The sequence below is a fragment of the uncultured Microscilla sp. genome, from assembly GCF_947493425.1.
Classification (GTDB): Bacteria; Bacteroidota; Bacteroidia; order Cytophagales; family Microscillaceae; genus Microscilla.
In genome coordinates, this window is sequence record NZ_CANLRP010000028.1 from 1 (window position 1) to 16788 (window position 16788).

Below are 16788 nucleotides of genomic sequence, written 5' to 3' on the forward strand. Positions count from 1 at the left end.
TCTACTCGTTCTGTGATCATACAGCGAGTTTAACTATTTTCTTTTTTCCAACCTAGAAATCAGCGAAACGTAAGTAGTTAGAGGGGCTTTCTATAAAAACGTGAGCAATCACCCTCCCTTTTTTAAAAAATCAGCAATGAATCTTTTTAACCCAAAACTAACCATTGCCCTACTTTTTTGTATTGTAAAAGGGGCATTTTGTCAAAGCATAACCCCAAATGGACAGAAATCTTTCAATTTCTTCTATGTAAAAGCCACTAGTCAATTACAGGTAGATATAAACAAGGCTGAAATCAACGCATTTAAAGCTGATTTTGAGGCTAAAAGCAAAGCTCAAAAGTACTCTTCTAAATATTTGTTAGGCAATATCTTTCATTTCAAAAAAGAGTACCATAAAAGTTGTACCCTATACGAAGAAGCATTGAAATATGCGAACAAAAGTCAGCAAATTTCTTTGAAAAATAACCTTGCCTACAGTTATTTTCTCGTAAACAAGACAAGGCAAGCCTTGCTTTTTGCAAAAGAAGTTCTACATGAGAGGGTAAAGAGCAAACATCAGTATCTTTACCTTGTTTACGGCATAATAGCCAAAGTACACGCAAAACAAGGCAAACTTGACTCAGCAAAGCATTATTTCTCCAAAGCTATCAAAGCCATCCCTGCAAGCCACAAAGACAAGGTAGTTGGAGGGTTTCTGGCTGCTCAAGCCGATATGTATGCCCAAAACGGTCGCCCCGATTTGGCAGAGAATCTATACAAAAAAAGCCTGAAGCACGAAAAAACGCCTTACAAAAAAGCCGAAACCTTTGTGAAATTGGCTGTAGCCCACGCTAAGACAAATCGCTACCACCAGGCGCAACAATATATAGCCCTTGCTCAGAACGAGTCTAGTGAGTTGAATATCAAAGCTCAGATACTTAAGCTGGAAAGCGATATGTATTATAAACAAGGTAATTATGCACAACTTGAACAGTCATATAATAACTTCAAAGTGCTTATGAATGGCCGTGGAAACCTTTTAGGTGCTGATCGCAGCCAATACTATGCTATAGATGAACAAATCTACCACCAGGTAGAAGTGTTAAAAAACAAACTTGCCCACAAGGAAGACACTACTACCACAATGAATTGGTGGTGGCAATTGGGCTTGTGGAGCCTAACGTTGAGCATTGCCGGAACAATGGCATTACTTGCCTGGCATAAGACCACAGAGCAAGCTACCGAAGTAGAAACTACACCAGATAACTTGGTACTGGCAACGCCTACAAAAAAGGATATAAAAGCCAGTGACCTTAAGTATAGTTTAAAAATAAGCCACAAGGCCACAAAAGTACGTACCATTGGTACTAAAAGCGACAACGAAGAAGTATTTGCATTTCTTCGGAATAGCAGGTACCGACCACCAAAAACCTAAAATATCCTATAATCCCCTTTTATACCTTGATTGAATGTTTTTTTAGTCAAGGTATTTTTTTTGCCGTTAAATTAACCTACATCTGCTTCTCCTTTTCCTCCAAGCAACTCTCCTATATCAAGCCCTTTTGCTTTGATTGCGTTTTCAAACGTTTTAATGTCCAGCTTATACTCTTCAATCTCTCTTTCAAGGTAATCGGTATAGCTAAGTAGCTTTTTTACTGTCTTCCCATCTTCTGCTACATTACTAGAAACACTCATTTCATTTTCTTGAACAAAGAAACTTCCTTTACCAAATAAAATATACTCAATGGATATGGATTTGAATGCTGTCTTTAATTTAACTAGCGTTTCTATATCCAGTTTTCTTTCGTTTCGCTCAATCTTAGCCCATTGGCTTTGGGTTAAACCAACTTTTTCGGCAATTTCTCCTTGCGATTTTTTCAATTCAACCCTCACATGTTGTACACGTTTGGCAACCCCTCCTGTAATATCATTCATAGTCTTTTTTTTAGTTTTTAAACTAAAATAGAATTTTAAATAGTCTAATATTTTATTTTTAATACTTTTTAGACTATAATTGTAACAAAATAACAATATAACATAATAACAATGACGAAAATAGTAAATAAACCGGGTAAAACTCGAAAAGGGAAGCGGATAGTGTTTGAAGCCCCTCGCGAGTTACGGCTGCGCATCAACCGCGAGATAGAGCGCATAGAGTCTACTGGCAGGTCTACTAGCCTCAAAGAAGTTTGCATCAACGTGTTGTCGGCGGGTCTACCTCCGCTCGACAATCCACTCAATAAATAACCTTATTTTTTTTTAATCTTTTAATTCTAAAAATTATGAAAGAGTATTTCGATAATCTACCTACTTGGTCGGCAAATGACACTGACCATATACATGCACTTGCTAGTTATGTACAAGTAGCTGGTAACCAAAAAAAGTTCGTCGGGCAATTGAAAACGCATTTGGTAAACATAGTAGAAACGGCTTATGGTGGAGGTATTTATAAGCGCCTGATGCTTGTGGGTGAGGCAGGTTGTGGTAAGAGTTGCTTTATAAGATTTTTATTCGACAATGGGTTAGCGCCTTATTTTTTCGAGGGTTTGGGCACAGATCCGAACCTGTTCGTGCTCAATATAGACAATGATTATACTAAGGAAGAAATAAAGGCTTTTGCAAGCGAATTGCCACACCCCGTTTCATTTTTTGGTAGCACAAACGACCCTGATTTTTGGAAATCCAACAATTTTTGGGAGGAGGTCTGGCAAATTGATAGCATTGACTGGGGCTATAACAAAAATATAAACAACAACAAAGTTTGGGCGCAAGCTAAAGCCCTTGCTCTAGTTGAACAAAACAATGGTTAAGGACATTATGTACGACACAGAGTATTGTACTTGTTGCCACGCCCCCGGCGCATTGTTGTGTGCCACTTGCGAAGAAAAGCCCGACATGAGTTTTTACAAGCAAAATGGTAGTACAAAAGCCATAGGCATAGATTTCCCCCACGATTACTACGCTCAAATAGAGCGGTTTATAAGGGTGAAGGGTTGCTTCCCCGAAGTGAGGTATTGGTACGAAGCAGACCAGATGAACCCCCTCTATGAGGGCAATTATATTTTGTTTTTTCACGCCGTTTTCAAGCTAGACAAAAACACCGATGCCAGGGAGTTTTGCCAAAGCTTTTTGCGCCAATTATACCAGCACACTGGACTAAGCTTTACCCTTGGAGAGCCGTTTCAACACTTTTTTAGTGCAAAAATTTATAACACAAAAGATGAAAACAGAAAAGTAAAATGAGTAAACAAGAAGAATTAATACAACTGACTATAGAGCTTGAAGAATTAAGCCCCTCAAAGTATCACGAGTGGTCTGCGGAACAACTAGACGACTATTGGTGGGAAACAATCATGCCCGGTTTTGACGAAGAATACCTGGAAGGTCAATGTGAAGTGCTGAAAAAGCAAATCGAAGGGCTGAAATCAGATGTAAGAACAAAAGTTCTAAAACTTACAGCAAGTGAGTTTCTACTTCTTAGAGCTTCGTTACAAACCAGTATTAGGCTATCAAACAGCTTAGAAGCCGCTGAAGCCTATCAAAACATTCTTAATCAAGTAAACGAGATTATTAATGAATAACTACGACGAAGATTACAGCGAATGCGGAAGGTGTGGGCAAACTATATGGAGAACCCAAGGGCGCTTGTGCGAAGACTGCATTGATGATGACATGAGTAGTATCATTGGTGAAGAGATGAGAAATCAAAGCTTGATTAAAAAGTATTTTGAGCCTATCAGTTTTGATTTGTTTGAAACAAACGACGGGGAATTGATGACCACAATGCAGGTTGAGCAACATATCAAATTGGCGGAAGGTTGGAAAGAGCTTGACTTTGAACTTGATGAGTTGCTTCGTGAAATGGAGTTTGAAGAACGATTCATTAAAGGTTCAGGTGAGCCTTATAAAACCTGTTGGTTGATCAAGAAAAAGAATCCAGTCAATCGTTTGGCTACCCTCCTACTCACTAAAGATGATGCAGTTAGTGTACTTACTGGACTTCAAGCTCTTAATCCTTCAACTGATACTGAAGAACAGCAAAGGTTAAAGGCTCTAAGCCAAACATTAAAAAACATGATAAAAAGGTTTGACGATGAAAACACTAATAATTAAATACCCGCAGGTGGTAATAGAAGAGAAAGTCGTAATGGTATCAGATAATACTTACCACAAATGGAAATACGAAGAGATTAGTGAGGCTGACTTGATTGAAGGCAACCTAAGCGATACGGAAAAGTGTCGCCTGTATGGTGCCAATATGATAGCCGACATGTTGGAATGTGGTGCTGCAAGTATCAAAGAAGTTGGAGTGCATTGTTTGAGGTGCAAAGAGGAAAAAGAAAAACTCTATGCTGGTACTTGTAAGGAGTGCCTTCAAGATTACCCTGAAGAAAAAATGATACTAATACATGAATTAAAGCTTGCCATTGAAAGCTCAAATGAAGGGTGCAAAAGAGAGTTAGAGGCTTTAAAAGAACTAACAGAACTCTAAAGCAAAAACACCCTCATAACGTCTGCAAACTTGTGAGGGTGTACATAATAAAAACACTGCATTACGCAGCAACTAAATGTATGAATGACTCGCAAGATAGTCATTTCTCTGAGACTGAGCAAATACAGTCTTTTCCTTTCAGAAATTATCCAATTCAAAACAAACACATATAATGCTTCACAGTGATCCTTATAAGCAGATATTAGAAGAGCAAAAACACAAAGACAACTTCAAAGCTTTTGAAGAAACCTTTAAAGCACGCTTGTTTTATGAAAAGTACAGAGTAACGGCGGCAATTGTGGCCGGAGCCAGTTGGCTTTTTAACTTGCTCAGCATTGCCAGCGGGGTGTTGGGTGTTGCCTCTCTCCTCGCGGCTTTCATATTCCCTGACCTTTGGCTTATGGCGTTACCGGCTTTTTTGGTGTTGGGCTTGTGCGAAGCCATCAAACGAACCGTGCTTACCAACCTTACAATTGGATATTACCGCGATGGAAAGCTAAATATTGTATTACTCACTGTAAATCTGGCTTTTATAGCGGCTTCAATGGCGGCTACTGTGTACGGGGGCGTTGAGCTAGTGCGCATTGCCAGAAACGAGGCAAAACCGGAGCTTATCCCTCTAAAACACTTAAAGTCAGACTATAATAAACAAGCAGAAGAGGTAAAAGCAAAGCAAAAGCAACTAATTGCCCGAAACACCTACAAAGGGAAAACCTGGCTCAGCAAAGAAAAAGAGCTGGTATACCAAAAATGGGACAACGATATAAGAAAGTTAGAGGCAAAAAAGGAAAGTGCAGTGGCTAAAGCCCAAAAAGCCAACACCAACAAAGTAAAAAACTATGAGTCAGGCACTAATAAATATATCACTGTGTTTGTGGTGCTCTCACTACTCATAGAAAGTTTGTGCGTGGTGGCTATCGTGTTCCCGGTATACTATAAGTACCGAAGCCTACGCGATAAGTACGCTATAGACAAAGCAAAAACACAGGGCGAAAATACTATGCCCCTACCCTTGCAGCCTGCTAATACCGAAAAGGTGAAAGTACATAGTGAAAACTTAAAAGAACAACCAAAAACGCCGAATACAGTCAATGAGAAGGTAAAAGTACATAGTGAAAACTTAAAAGAACAACCCAGAAATCTAAAAGTACAGGCTGAAAATGTAAAAGACCAAGTACCAAAGCCTAAAAATCAACCCCTATTTGAGTTTGGCAAGCTGGCAAATTTAAAGGGCATTGAGCAAAGGCTTATGCCAGGCAGTGTTGAACCAAAAGGTAGAGGCGAAACTCAAAAGGAAGTGCCTGAAAACGAAAGTACAGAGCAGGTACCATCAAGTCCGCATAAGCGTGGGCGTGGTACAACGCTTGATTATCAAAAGATAGACGAACTAATCAAAAAGGGTCAGTTATCAAACAAAGAAATTGCTGAACAAATGGAATGTGCAGAATCCAGCATAATAAAAAGACGGGGAAAGCTAAAAAAACTGAACGGTAAAGTTATTAATCACTGATTATGAGTGAGTAATAACGCATAATAATAAAATAATTCGATAAAAAACATAACACCTACCACGTGTTTGCTTAACATAAGTAGGTGTTATAAAGAACTGTAAACCAATACATAATAAAATGTTTGTAAAAAAAGTAGTAATGCCCGTTTTGCGGGATAGAGGAAGTGATCTTGCAAAAAGGTGGTATGTAGAATACAAATACCGCAATCCTGAAACGCAAAAACTAGAGCGCATAAGGGTTTTTGAGGGTATCAATAATCTCAAAACCACAGAGGAAAGATACAAAGAAGGGCAACGAATAGTAAGAAACTTGAGGCGTCGCCTCAAAAACGGCTATAACCCGTTCGAAAATAGAAAATTTATCTATCAAGACATTACGGCTTATTCAAAAAAGCCAGGTGAAAAGTACCAAAGCGGAGCAAAAGAGGTGGATTACTCGATAGAGCAATACCTAAGTCAAACCCTCTCAAGTCATAGAGCTAACATTTCCCCGCGTACTTTTCAATTGTACCAGAGTCACATACGAGGTTTTGTAGCGTGGCTCAAAGAAAATGAACTCTCAGAGATTGAGATAGGGGAGTTCACAACTGCCCAAGCGCAAACCTTTTTGAATGAGTTGAAATTACACGGGAGAACAAGAATTGCTTACAGGAATAACCTAAAGAGAATGTTCAACCTCCTAAAAGACCAGAAAGTAATTGAAGAAAACGTGTGGGAAGGAACAAAGCTACCACCGGCCGCTACTACCCACGCAAAACGGGCCTTCCAAATGTTGGAGCAACGCCGGATAAAAAAATACTGTGAGGCAAAAGAACTCTACGAGGAGTGGATGGTAATTCAGTTCATTTATTACTGTTTCATTCGCCCGCGTGAGTTACGAGAGTTGAAAGTTGCTGACATTAACCTTGACCAAAGGAAAATTTTGGTTCGGGCTGAGATTAGTAAAAATGGTAAAAGGCAGCATGTTGATATACCTGAAGCGTTCTTGCCTAATGTTTTGGATTGGATAGAGGACAAGCAACCCAAAGAGTATGTGTTCTCAGGCGATGGAGGTAAAACACATCGTCGTCGGGATTATTTTAGGAAAAAACACCGGAAAATATTAGATGCTTTGGGCTTTGATAAGGATGTGTCTCTCTACTCTTGGAAACATACTGGGGTAATATCATTCTATCAAGCTACCAAAGATTTGAAGGCACTGCAAATGCAATTGCGGCACCATAGCCTCGAAGAAACAGACCACTACATGCACAGCCTTGGGCTGATGGAAAATACCCAAGTGAAAAATAATTTTCCGGCATTGTAGAAAAGGAGGTGCAAAGCTTAAAGTAATGGTAGACTGAGAAAAGCCATTGCTCACTGATATAACTTCTTACTAGGAAGAAAGAAAAAGATTGAGATAGGGGAGAACACAATCAAAAAACTAACAACAAAACAACATTATGACAAAAGGGGGAACACATCGCAAAAAAGAACCTGACGGTGGTGGGTCAAAAGAATTGATTGAGCAAATCAATGGCGTACTCCAAAGCCAATCCAAGTTTCAGCTAGGGCTAATCTATGATAAGTTAGTGAAAACGCCGGGCATCACGATTGCCAAAAAATACCTTGGACGTAGGTATGATATAAGGCTGAATACTATTCTTAATAGCTTAGAGTATAGCACTAAGGATGAGAATGATTTTGTTCAGTTGAACGAAAACGATCTTTATGTAGAGCTTCACGAAAAGAAAATACCGTGTGGCTCAGAGAACCTAAAAGCCCTGCTTAAGAGCAGTTATGTAGTTGAATATAATCCCTTAAAAGCCTATTTTGAAGGTTTGCCCAAATGGGAGCAAGGGGGCAAGGATTATATAGGCGAACTTGCTGGGTATATCACTACTAATGACCAGGAGCGTTGGTTGAAGCATTTCAAAAAGCATCTTGTCAGAAGTATAGCCTGTACGCTAAGTGATGATGTTTTCAATAAGCAATGTTTGACGCTTACGAGCAGCCAAAACGATGGGAAATCAACCTTTTGCAGGTTTCTATGCCCACCTCAACTAAACGATCATATTACAGACAATCCATCAACTGACAAGGATGGGGAGATAGCATTAACAGAGAACTTTATCATCAATTTGGATGAGTTGTCAGGCTTGTCGCGTGCAGACATTAACGCACTAAAGTCATACTTCACGCGCAAAAATGTGAACGTTCGTAGGCCTTATGCGGCTACTACCAGTAGATCAAAACGAGTAGCGAATTTTGTTGGAAGCACCAACGATTCGGAATTTTTGACTGACCCGACGGGGTCGGTAAGGTGGTTGTGCTTTGAAGTGCAAGCAATCAATTTTGATTACTCCAAAAAGGTTGATATAAACCTTGTTTGGGCACAAGCTTTTGCACTACTAAAAAATGGTTTTGATTACCAGTTGTCAAAAGAGGATGTGAAGGAGAATGAAGAAATTAATAAAAAGTACCAAATAACGACTCCAGAAATGGAATTAGTGGCTAAGGCAATGAAACCACTAAAACCAGAAGACTTCAGTGAACAAAACTCAGATCACCAGAGAAAAACGGCCACACAAATTCTGGACATACTTGAGAGTGAAGCTAAAGGTCAAAGATTAAGCGTGAATCGACTAGGTAAGGCGATGAGGTACTACAAGTTTGTTCAAAAAATGGCTAGAGTAGAAGATAAATCAATCCCAGTAAAAGTTTGGTATTTTGAATGGAATAGGGGAGGAGTTTTTAATAGTATTGACAAAAAAAACGAGGAACCCAAGTTAAATGCTGATGGTTATCTGGCAAGTGGGGATAAAAGAAGGCAGGGAGATATATTCAAGGATTAGTAAAGAGTAATCAGACAGGTATCTGTCAGCAATATTGTAATAATATTTTATTTTAGTTATTGAAATTTCAGGAAGTAATGAACACACAACAAGCTAAACAAATTCAACTCATAGCCCTACTATCATTGTTGGGCTATGAACCTGACTATAAGTACCAGACTTCGTACTGGTACAAATCACCCATAAGAAACGAGAGAAGAGCCTCTTTCCGGGTGAACCTAGAGAAAAATACCTGGGTTGATCAAAGCACGGGAACGGGTGGGAACATCATAGATTTTGTAATGCAGTACCAAAATAACTGTGGAGTAGGGGAGGCACTAGCCTATATAGCAAAGATTACTAACAACCCACATAACTATAATAGCGCATTAACTAAGTTGCAAACGGCTAGACCAAAAAAAAATAATGCACCCAAAATTGAAAAAATTAGGGATATTGAAAACAAGGCTCTAATTGATTATCTAAAGTCTAGGAAAGTACCCGTAGAACTGGCAAAGTTATATCTGAAAGAGTGCTATTACTATATAGGTAAGAATCACTACTTCGGTCTGTGCTGGAAAAACAATAGCGAAGGTTTGGAGATTAGAAACAAGTACTTCAAAACAGCTACGAACAAAGCGTTTTCGTTTGTACCAGGAAAATGCACAAAAATGAATGTAGTAAATGTCTTTGAAGGAATGTTTGATTTTCTAAGCGCACTTGTTTATAGCAAAACTCAAAAGCCAAAATACGATTGCCTGATTATGAACTCAACCGCGCTTGCTCGGAGTCCTATCACAATCGGGTATCTATATTGCTACGATAAAGCAAACTTGTTTATGGACAATGACCAGGCAGGGGATGAGGCAACCCAGTTTCTTTGTTCAAAGCTACCTCGTGTAGCTGACTATAGGAACATCTACCAGAACCATAATGATTTCAATGATTTTTTGGTGGAAAGCGGATGAAAATCACTATATTGGAAAGCTAAACAGGGTAGGAAATCAAGCTTTTGGGCTTGAAGTATAGAAATACTACAAAAACTTTTACACTTGTTTAGAAAGCCGTCGTCATACAAACGATGGTAACTCTTCAAGGGGTTTAACTCAAAAACCCTTTATACGCACTGCAAAAGCAGTTTTATTGTAGTAACGTAGTAGGTTGTAGTTAGTGTAGTAACTAACTTACTACAAAATATAAGCCTTTCATTTTCAGTAAGTTACAAGACTTGTAGTAATGTAGTAAGGAGAATTTGAGTTTTTTAAGATTAGAAATTTGTTGTGTGAAATCTACAAGAGTTCCGGAACTTGGAAAAGTACAAAAGCAATAGTTCCTGTTTTTTACGAAAACATATAGGTAATATAAGCTCGTTAGTTGCCGAAACTGACGGGCTTTTTTTATGCCGGAAAAGTTGGGGAAATAGGAGAGTTTATTGGGAGGTTTGACGGGTGAAAATGCCTTGGTGACAGAAGTGACAAAAACGAGTATTTGCCCTAAAAAAAAGCTCCCTGTAAATGTTTGATTTACAGGGAGTTACGTTTTTGTAGTGGCGAGAGGGGGAATTGAACCCCCGACCTCCGGGTTATGAATCCGACGCTCTAACCATCTGAGCTATCTCGCCGTTGAATTGGAGTGCAAATATAAGAGCTACTTTATTGAATGCAAAAATAATGATGAAAAAAAAAGTTTTTTTTAATTATAAACAAAGCATTTGTAAATCATTCATCGCTTTAACTGGTTTATTATCAGTGAATTAACATTATTTCATCTAACTTTCCTATTGAATTAATTCTTTAAAATTTGTCTTAATAAAAAAAAATACACAGATTGACCGCACTTTAGTATTAAATAACTAGGAATAATTCAAAAATATTTGTGTATTGTACAATATATTAAGCGTTCTACATTTTTGAAAATATGAGCGTTGTATGGTGATCACATATTTTGATCGTCAATGAGTTATGTCTAAACAAAAAACCTTTTGTAAGTACAAATAGCCCAAATATTTCAATAGCACTTTACCCATAATCAATCACCAAAATTATGTTCTATGACAAAGTATAAGTTTTCTAGCGAATATGAAATACACGCCTCTCCCAAACGTATTTATTCTTATGTCCATACAGCAAACGGATTGGAGCAATGGTTTGCAACAAAAGTGGAAGTGAAAGGCAAAGAGAAAGTTTTTAACTTTGTATGGGACAACGAAGATCATTTTGCCCGTATAGTTGCACACCGTACCAACAAATTGGTTAAATTTGAATTTATTTCAGACGAAGAAGGCAAGTCCAACTATATTGAATTTAGGCTAGAACACAACGAGATGACAGATTCTACTTTTTTGAAAGTAACCGACTACTCAGAAATGGAAGATGAAGACGACTTGAACGGTTTGTGGGACGGGCTGGTAGCTGACCTTCGTGAAGTAGTAGGAGGTTAGAAATAATACAGATTAGATGAAGAAAATAGATAAACTGGTTTTACAATCATTTTTTGGCCCTTTTATACTTACCTTATCAGTACTTGTCTTTATATTTTTAGTGCAACAGCTGCTGCAATATTTAGACGAGTTTATGGGCAAAGGCTTAAGCTATTTAGTGTTTGCCGAACTGGTTTTTTACTTTAGTCTTCATATCATTCCTATGGTTTTGCCGTTGGCAACATTGTTGGCTTCGCTTATTACCTTTGGCAACCTGGGCGAACATCACGAGCTTACCGCAATGAAAAGTTCGGGTATATCACTTATTAGGGTACTCACCCCACTTTTTATGGTAGTGGTCTGTTTTGCTGTTGTATCCTTTTGGTTTAACAATAGAATTGTGCCTAAAGCCAACCTCGATGCCTACAGCTTATTGTATGATATTCGCCAAACCAAACCCGCACTTGATATCAAAGAAGGCGCTTTTTATGGAGGAATTCCTAACTACAGCATCAAAGTAAACCACAAGTTTCCTGATGGCCGTACACTTAAAGATGTTATTATTTATGACCATAGTGGACGTAGGGGCAACAAGCAAGTTATTTTAGCAGACTCAGGGCAAATGTATACTTTTGATAAGGGAAATTTTTTGGCGTTTGAGTTGTTTAAAGGAGTACGATACCACGAACTACCCACCCGTGAAGGTGCCCGCCCTTCCGAAGAGTTTTTGAAAAGTAAGTTTAAACATAGTAAAATGATTTTTAGTCTGGAGTCTTTTAATATGGACACCACTGATAAAAACCTTTTCAAAAGCAATAAAATCATGCGTAATGTCACAGAGCTAAATAAAGATATTGATTCTTTGACAAGAAAACGCAAAGATTTGGAAGCAAGAGTTTTAAAATATATCAGTCCTTATTATTTGTACCACATGCGTGACCGCACAATTGATACTTTGCTCAATAAAGGAACAAAAGTGGTAAACTTACTTAAAACCTGGAAAAAAGAGTTAGATACAACACGTTATAAAAAAAGCCAGACAGCCATTTATAAAGATGCTTATAACCGAGCTAGTAATGTAAAAACCGTAGTAGTGAATCGTACCAAACAATGGCAACAAACAATTAAAGACCGTAATATTTTTGCCATTGAAAAACATCGAAAGTATACCAATGCAGTAGCTTGTATTATTATGTTTTTGATAGGGGCACCACTAGGAGCCATCATCAAAAAAGGGGGACTTGGCATGCCCATTATCATCTCTATTATTTTCTTTATTATTTTTTACTTGCTCTCTATGACAGGAGAAAAGTGGGCAAAAGACTCAATGGTTCCGGTGGCTTATGGAATGTGGGGGGCAAACTTCATATTGTTTTGGGTTGGGTTATTTTTCTTACGCCAGGCAAAAAACGATTCAAGAATCTTAGAGGCTGATATGTACCGTATTTATTGGGATAAACTTATTAGAAACTTCAAACCCAAAAGCAAGAAAAAGCCTGAGCTGAAGTTATAAGTTAAGACTGCACCAAGAATTAATTAACACAAGTCTGTGATCACGCAATATTACAAAACCTGCTGTAAGTCTGTAAGTTAGAGAGTTATATGATTTCCCAAACCTTATAGATAAGCCTTTTGCAAGGGGGCACATTTCCTGAGAGTCAAAAAAAAAGACTATATAATTGGATATTGTTGCCAAAAACGTCAATTTTGCGGTTTGTTATCATAATTGTGATTTACATATATTATTGAAGAGAAGAAATGTATTTGACGAAAGAAAAGAAACAAGAATTATTTGAGCAGCACGGAAACGGAAAAGCAAAAACCGACACGGGCTCTCCAGAAGCACAAATTGCGTTGTTTACGTACCGCATTAATCACTTGACTGAACATCTTAAGAACAATAAGAAAGATTATTCTACTCAGCTGGGATTGAAAAAATTGGTAGGTAAGAGAAGAAGATTATTGGATTATCTTTACGATAATGAAATCAATCGTTATCGTGCTATTATTGCAGAACTTGGTATCAGAAAGTAACCTTTCTTTGTACCAGTAAATTAAGAATGAAGCGATTCATTCTTAATTTTTTTTCATATCAATCAAAATCAATCCATTAGCGATATTATATGTTACCAAAAGTTATTACCAAGGAAATTGTCTTAGCAGATGGACGCAAAATCACTCTTGAGACGGGAAAACTTGCCCGGCAGGCAAATGGTTCTGTTGTAGTTACTATGGGCCAAACTATGTTGTTGGCTACTGTAGTTTCACAAAAAGAAGCTAAAGATGACGTAGATTTTTTGCCGCTATCAGTAGATTTTCAAGAACGTTTTGCGGCTGCTGGAAAAGTTCCAGGTGGCTTTTTGAAACGAGAAGGTAGACTGTCTAACTATGAAATTCTTACATGTCGTTTGGTTGATCGTGCCATGCGTCCACTGTTTCCGGATGATTACCATGCAGACACGCAAATTAATATCTTTTTAATATCTTCTGATCCTGAAGTACCTGCAGACGCCCTGGCTGCTTTGGCTGCCTCTTCTGCAGTATCTGTATCTGATATTCCATTCAACGGTCCTACTGCCGAAGTAAGAGTTGCCAGAATCAATGGTGAGTTTGTAATCAACCCATCAGTAGAGGCTCTTGAAGAAGCTGACCTTGATATTATGTTGGCTGCTACACTTGATAGTGTATTGATGGTAGAGGGCGAAATGAAAGAAGTGTCTGAACAAGATATGCTTGATGCTATTCGTTTCGGACATGAAACAGTTAAAGTCTTATGTCAGGCTCAAAAAGAACTTGAAGCGGAAGCAGGTGCAACTGAAAAGCGTGAATATGATCACGAAAAACACGACCCTGAATTAGAGCAAAGATTGTATGATGAATTGTACGAAAAAGCTTACAAGATAGCCCAGCAACAAATCAGTAATAAGTCTGAGCGTTCAGACGCTTTCAATGCTATTAAAGATGAGTTTATTGATAGCCTTCCTGAAGACCACGAGTTCGATTCTTTTTTGATTAAACAGTATTATAATAAAATCAAGAAAAAGGCTTGTCGTGATTTGGCTCTTAAAGATAAAAAAAGAATTGATGGACGTAATTTTGATGAGATTCGTCCTATTTGGGGAGAGGTAAACTACTTACCTGCTACTCACGGTTCAGCTTTATTTACCAGGGGTGAAACACAGTCATTGACTACCCTTACTTTGGGTACTAAATTGGATGAGTTGTTTATTGACAATGCTACATTTAAAGGTACTCAGAAGTTTATGCTCCATTACAATTTCCCCGGTTTTTCTACTGGAGAGGTAAAGCCTAATCGAGGTGCTTCTCGTCGTGAAATTGGACATGGAAACCTTGCTTATCGTGCATTGAAGGGAATGTTGCCAAAAGATGAAGACAATCCTTATACTATACGCATAGTATCAGACATTATGGAATCTAATGGCTCGTCTTCAATGGCAACTGTTTGTGCTGGTACAATGGCATTAATGGATGGAGGTATATCTATCAAAGCACCTGTATCTGGTATTGCTATGGGATTGATTTCTGATGAAAGTGACTCTGAAAACTACGCTGTATTGTCTGATATTTTGGGTGATGAAGACCACCTAGGAGATATGGACTTTAAAGTAACAGGAACACGTGATGGTATCACTGCTTGTCAGATGGATATTAAAATGGAAGGGTTATCTTATGATATTCTAACTAAAGCGCTTGCGCAAGCACGTGAAGGAAGACTACACATTCTTGATAAAATCGAGGAAATTATCCCTTCTACCAATAGCGATTTGAAGCCTCATGCCCCTCGTTCTACCACTGTTGTGATAGAAAAAGACATGATTGGTGCTGTTATTGGACCTGGTGGTAAAATCGTTCAGTTGATTCAAAAAGAGTCTGGTGCTACTGTGGTGATCGAAGAAAAAGATGAGCACGGACATGTAAACATCTTTGCCAATGATCGTGAGTCAATGGACAAAGCACATGAAATGGTAAAACAAATCATAGCTGTACCAACAGTAGGCGAAGTTTATGAGGGCAAAGTGAAGTCTATTATGCCATTTGGGGCATTTGTAGAGTTCTTGCCTGGAAAAGAAGGTTTGCTACATATTTCTGAAATCAAGTGGGAACGCATAGAGAAAATGGATGGAGTACTTGAGTCAGGAGAGGAAATAACTGTGAAGTTGATAGATGTAGACAAACGAAGTGGTAAATACAGGTTGTCACGCAAAGCGTTATTACCAAGGCCTGCCAAAAAGCAAAACTAATTTACTTTTTATAATTACTTGAGATAGCTTCAATATACATTAAACAATTATTGAAGCGTTCTCTTGTTAACAGCCTCACTTGTAACTCTTGCAAGGAATAATGTAGGAGAAATATATTTATTGTATATAAGAGGTTTTGTAACAGAAAGTTGTTCGACCAACTTGCTATATAATGTATAATAATAATACCCTTGATTTTTTTAAGGGTTACCAATGAACCAATACCTGTATATATAAGGTACTGGTAAGTATAGTGCTGTTGTGTGTCAACACATAAACAGTGAGCTTACTACTATTTTTTTAACTAGTATGATGTTTTAGTTTGACCAAATAGTATTTGCTATTAAACTTCAAAACTATACATATTCATTTTTAGTTATATCATAAAACACAACTATTTCAATGAGACAACTGAAGATAAGCAAGCAGATTACCAACCGAGAAAGTCAGTCACTTGACAAGTATTTACAAGAAATCGGAAAAGTAGATTTGCTAACACCTGATGAAGAGGTAGAACTTGCCAAAAGAATTAGAGAAGGCGATCAGGTAGCTTTGGAAAAACTAACCAAGGCCAACCTAAGATTCGTGGTTTCTGTGGCAAAGCAATACCAAAATCAAGGCTTATCTTTGGGAGATTTGATTAATGAAGGTAACCTTGGGCTCATTAAAGCTGCACAGCGTTTTGACGAAACTCGTGGTTTTAAATTCATTTCTTATGCCGTTTGGTGGATAAGACAATCTATTCTACAAGCATTGGCGGAGCAGTCACGAATTGTTCGATTACCGTTGAACCGCGTAGGTTCGTTGAACAAGATTTCAAAGACATTTTCAGAACTCGAACAAAAATATGAACGTGAGCCCTCCCCAGATGAATTAGCCGAAGTATTAGATGTTACTACTTCGGAAGTGGTAGATACTCTTAAAATTTCAGGGCGACATGTATCTATGGACGCACCTTTTGTACAAGGAGAAGAGAATAGCTTGTTAGATGTTCTCGAAAACGAAAGCGAGGTAAAGCCGGACTCAGAATTGATGAACGACTCGTTACGTAAAGAGGTACAACGGGCGCTTTCTACGCTTACCCAACGCGAAGCCGATGTAATTACTCTATACTTTGGTCTGAACGGAGAGCACGCAATGACTCTGGAAGAAATCGGAGAAAAGTTTAATCTTACCCGTGAGCGTGTACGTCAGATCAAAGAAAAAGCTATCCGCCGACTGCGACATACTTCCCGAAGCAAAGCATTGAAACCTTACTTGGGATAATTTTGTTGTAAGGTAGAACATCATCAGTTGTTCAAAAGTATTTTGTT

17 protein-coding genes and 1 tRNA gene are annotated in these 16788 nt (G+C 38.2%); 16 read left to right on the top strand and 2 right to left on the bottom strand.

Annotation, left to right across the window (positions count from 1 at the left end):
* The first annotated feature begins 136 nt into the window (after positions 1–136).
* Complete coding sequence (locus Q0954_RS09900; protein WP_299456342.1) at positions 137–1414, top strand: hypothetical protein; 1278 nt, start codon at positions 137–139, stop codon at positions 1412–1414.
* A 71-nt stretch (positions 1415–1485) separates the two neighbouring features.
* Here the strand turns inward: Q0954_RS09900 and Q0954_RS09905 are convergent, their stop codons facing one another.
* Positions 1486–1914: a helix-turn-helix transcriptional regulator gene (locus tag Q0954_RS09905; protein ID WP_299456344.1), complete on the bottom strand. Its 429-nt coding sequence runs from the start codon at positions 1912–1914 to the stop codon at positions 1486–1488.
* A 111-nt stretch (positions 1915–2025) separates the two neighbouring features.
* On the opposite strand from Q0954_RS09905, the gene Q0954_RS09910 reads away from it, so the two are divergent.
* From Q0954_RS09910 to Q0954_RS09955, 10 genes are all read left to right on the top strand, one after another.
* The gene (locus Q0954_RS09910; RefSeq protein WP_299456346.1) at positions 2026–2226 is read left to right on the top strand and encodes a hypothetical protein; all 201 of its coding nucleotides are present in this window, start codon (positions 2026–2028) and stop codon (positions 2224–2226) included.
* 35 nt (positions 2227–2261) lie between these two features.
* Complete coding sequence (locus tag Q0954_RS09915) at positions 2262–2789, top strand: hypothetical protein (protein ID WP_299456348.1); 528 nt, start codon at positions 2262–2264, stop codon at positions 2787–2789.
* The gene (locus tag Q0954_RS09920; protein WP_299456350.1) at positions 2782–3222 is read left to right on the top strand and encodes a hypothetical protein; all 441 of its coding nucleotides are present in this window, start codon (positions 2782–2784) and stop codon (positions 3220–3222) included. Before Q0954_RS09915 ends, Q0954_RS09920 begins: the two co-directional genes overlap by 8 nt.
* Positions 3219–3560 carry a hypothetical protein gene (locus Q0954_RS09925; protein ID WP_299456352.1) on the top strand — a complete coding sequence of 114 codons (342 nt, stop codon included), beginning with the start codon at positions 3219–3221 and terminating at the stop codon, positions 3558–3560. Before Q0954_RS09920 ends, Q0954_RS09925 begins: the two co-directional genes overlap by 4 nt.
* The gene (locus tag Q0954_RS09930; protein WP_299456354.1) at positions 3553–4092 is read left to right on the top strand and encodes a hypothetical protein; all 540 of its coding nucleotides are present in this window, start codon (positions 3553–3555) and stop codon (positions 4090–4092) included. Before Q0954_RS09925 ends, Q0954_RS09930 begins: the two co-directional genes overlap by 8 nt.
* Complete coding sequence (locus Q0954_RS09935) at positions 4073–4471, top strand: hypothetical protein (RefSeq protein ID WP_299456356.1); 399 nt, start codon at positions 4073–4075, stop codon at positions 4469–4471. Before Q0954_RS09930 ends, Q0954_RS09935 begins: the two co-directional genes overlap by 20 nt.
* Before the next feature lie 172 nt (positions 4472–4643).
* Positions 4644–5981 (top strand): hypothetical protein, encoded by a 1338-nt coding sequence (locus Q0954_RS09940; protein WP_299456358.1) that lies wholly within the window; start codon positions 4644–4646, stop codon positions 5979–5981.
* Between the two features lie 118 nt (positions 5982–6099).
* Positions 6100–7287: a site-specific integrase gene (locus Q0954_RS09945; protein WP_299456360.1), complete on the top strand. Its 1188-nt coding sequence runs from the start codon at positions 6100–6102 to the stop codon at positions 7285–7287.
* 193 nt (positions 7288–7480) lie between these two features.
* Positions 7481–8815 carry a VapE domain-containing protein gene (locus tag Q0954_RS09950; protein WP_299456362.1) on the top strand — a complete coding sequence of 445 codons (1335 nt, stop codon included), beginning with the start codon at positions 7481–7483 and terminating at the stop codon, positions 8813–8815.
* Between the two features lie 77 nt (positions 8816–8892).
* Entirely contained in the window at positions 8893–9762 is an 870-nt protein-coding gene (locus Q0954_RS09955) for a toprim domain-containing protein (RefSeq protein ID WP_299456364.1), read from the top strand.
* Between the two features lie 579 nt (positions 9763–10341).
* Here the strand turns inward: Q0954_RS09955 and Q0954_RS09960 are convergent.
* Positions 10342–10415 (bottom strand) — tRNA-Met (locus Q0954_RS09960).
* A gap of 429 nt (positions 10416–10844) precedes the next feature.
* On the opposite strand from Q0954_RS09960, the gene Q0954_RS09965 reads away from it, so the two are divergent.
* The 5 genes from Q0954_RS09965 (at position 10845) to Q0954_RS09985 (ending at position 16741) form a co-directional block, all read left to right on the top strand.
* On the top strand, positions 10845–11234 hold the full coding sequence (locus Q0954_RS09965) for an START-like domain-containing protein (RefSeq protein WP_002698749.1): 390 nt from the start codon (positions 10845–10847) through the stop codon (positions 11232–11234).
* A gap of 16 nt (positions 11235–11250) precedes the next feature.
* The gene (locus tag Q0954_RS09970) at positions 11251–12726 is read left to right on the top strand and encodes an LptF/LptG family permease (protein WP_299456369.1); all 1476 of its coding nucleotides are present in this window, start codon (positions 11251–11253) and stop codon (positions 12724–12726) included.
* A gap of 245 nt (positions 12727–12971) precedes the next feature.
* Positions 12972–13247, top strand: a complete 276-nt coding sequence (rpsO, locus tag Q0954_RS09975; RefSeq protein WP_299456371.1) for a 30S ribosomal protein S15 — start codon at positions 12972–12974, stop codon at positions 13245–13247.
* A gap of 89 nt (positions 13248–13336) precedes the next feature.
* On the top strand, positions 13337–15475 hold the full coding sequence (pnp, locus tag Q0954_RS09980; protein WP_299456373.1) for a polyribonucleotide nucleotidyltransferase: 2139 nt from the start codon (positions 13337–13339) through the stop codon (positions 15473–15475).
* A gap of 402 nt (positions 15476–15877) precedes the next feature.
* Positions 15878–16741, top strand: coding sequence for a sigma-70 family RNA polymerase sigma factor (locus Q0954_RS09985; protein ID WP_002698756.1), 864 nt, complete (start codon positions 15878–15880; stop codon positions 16739–16741).
* Positions 16742–16788: the final 47 nt, after the last annotated feature.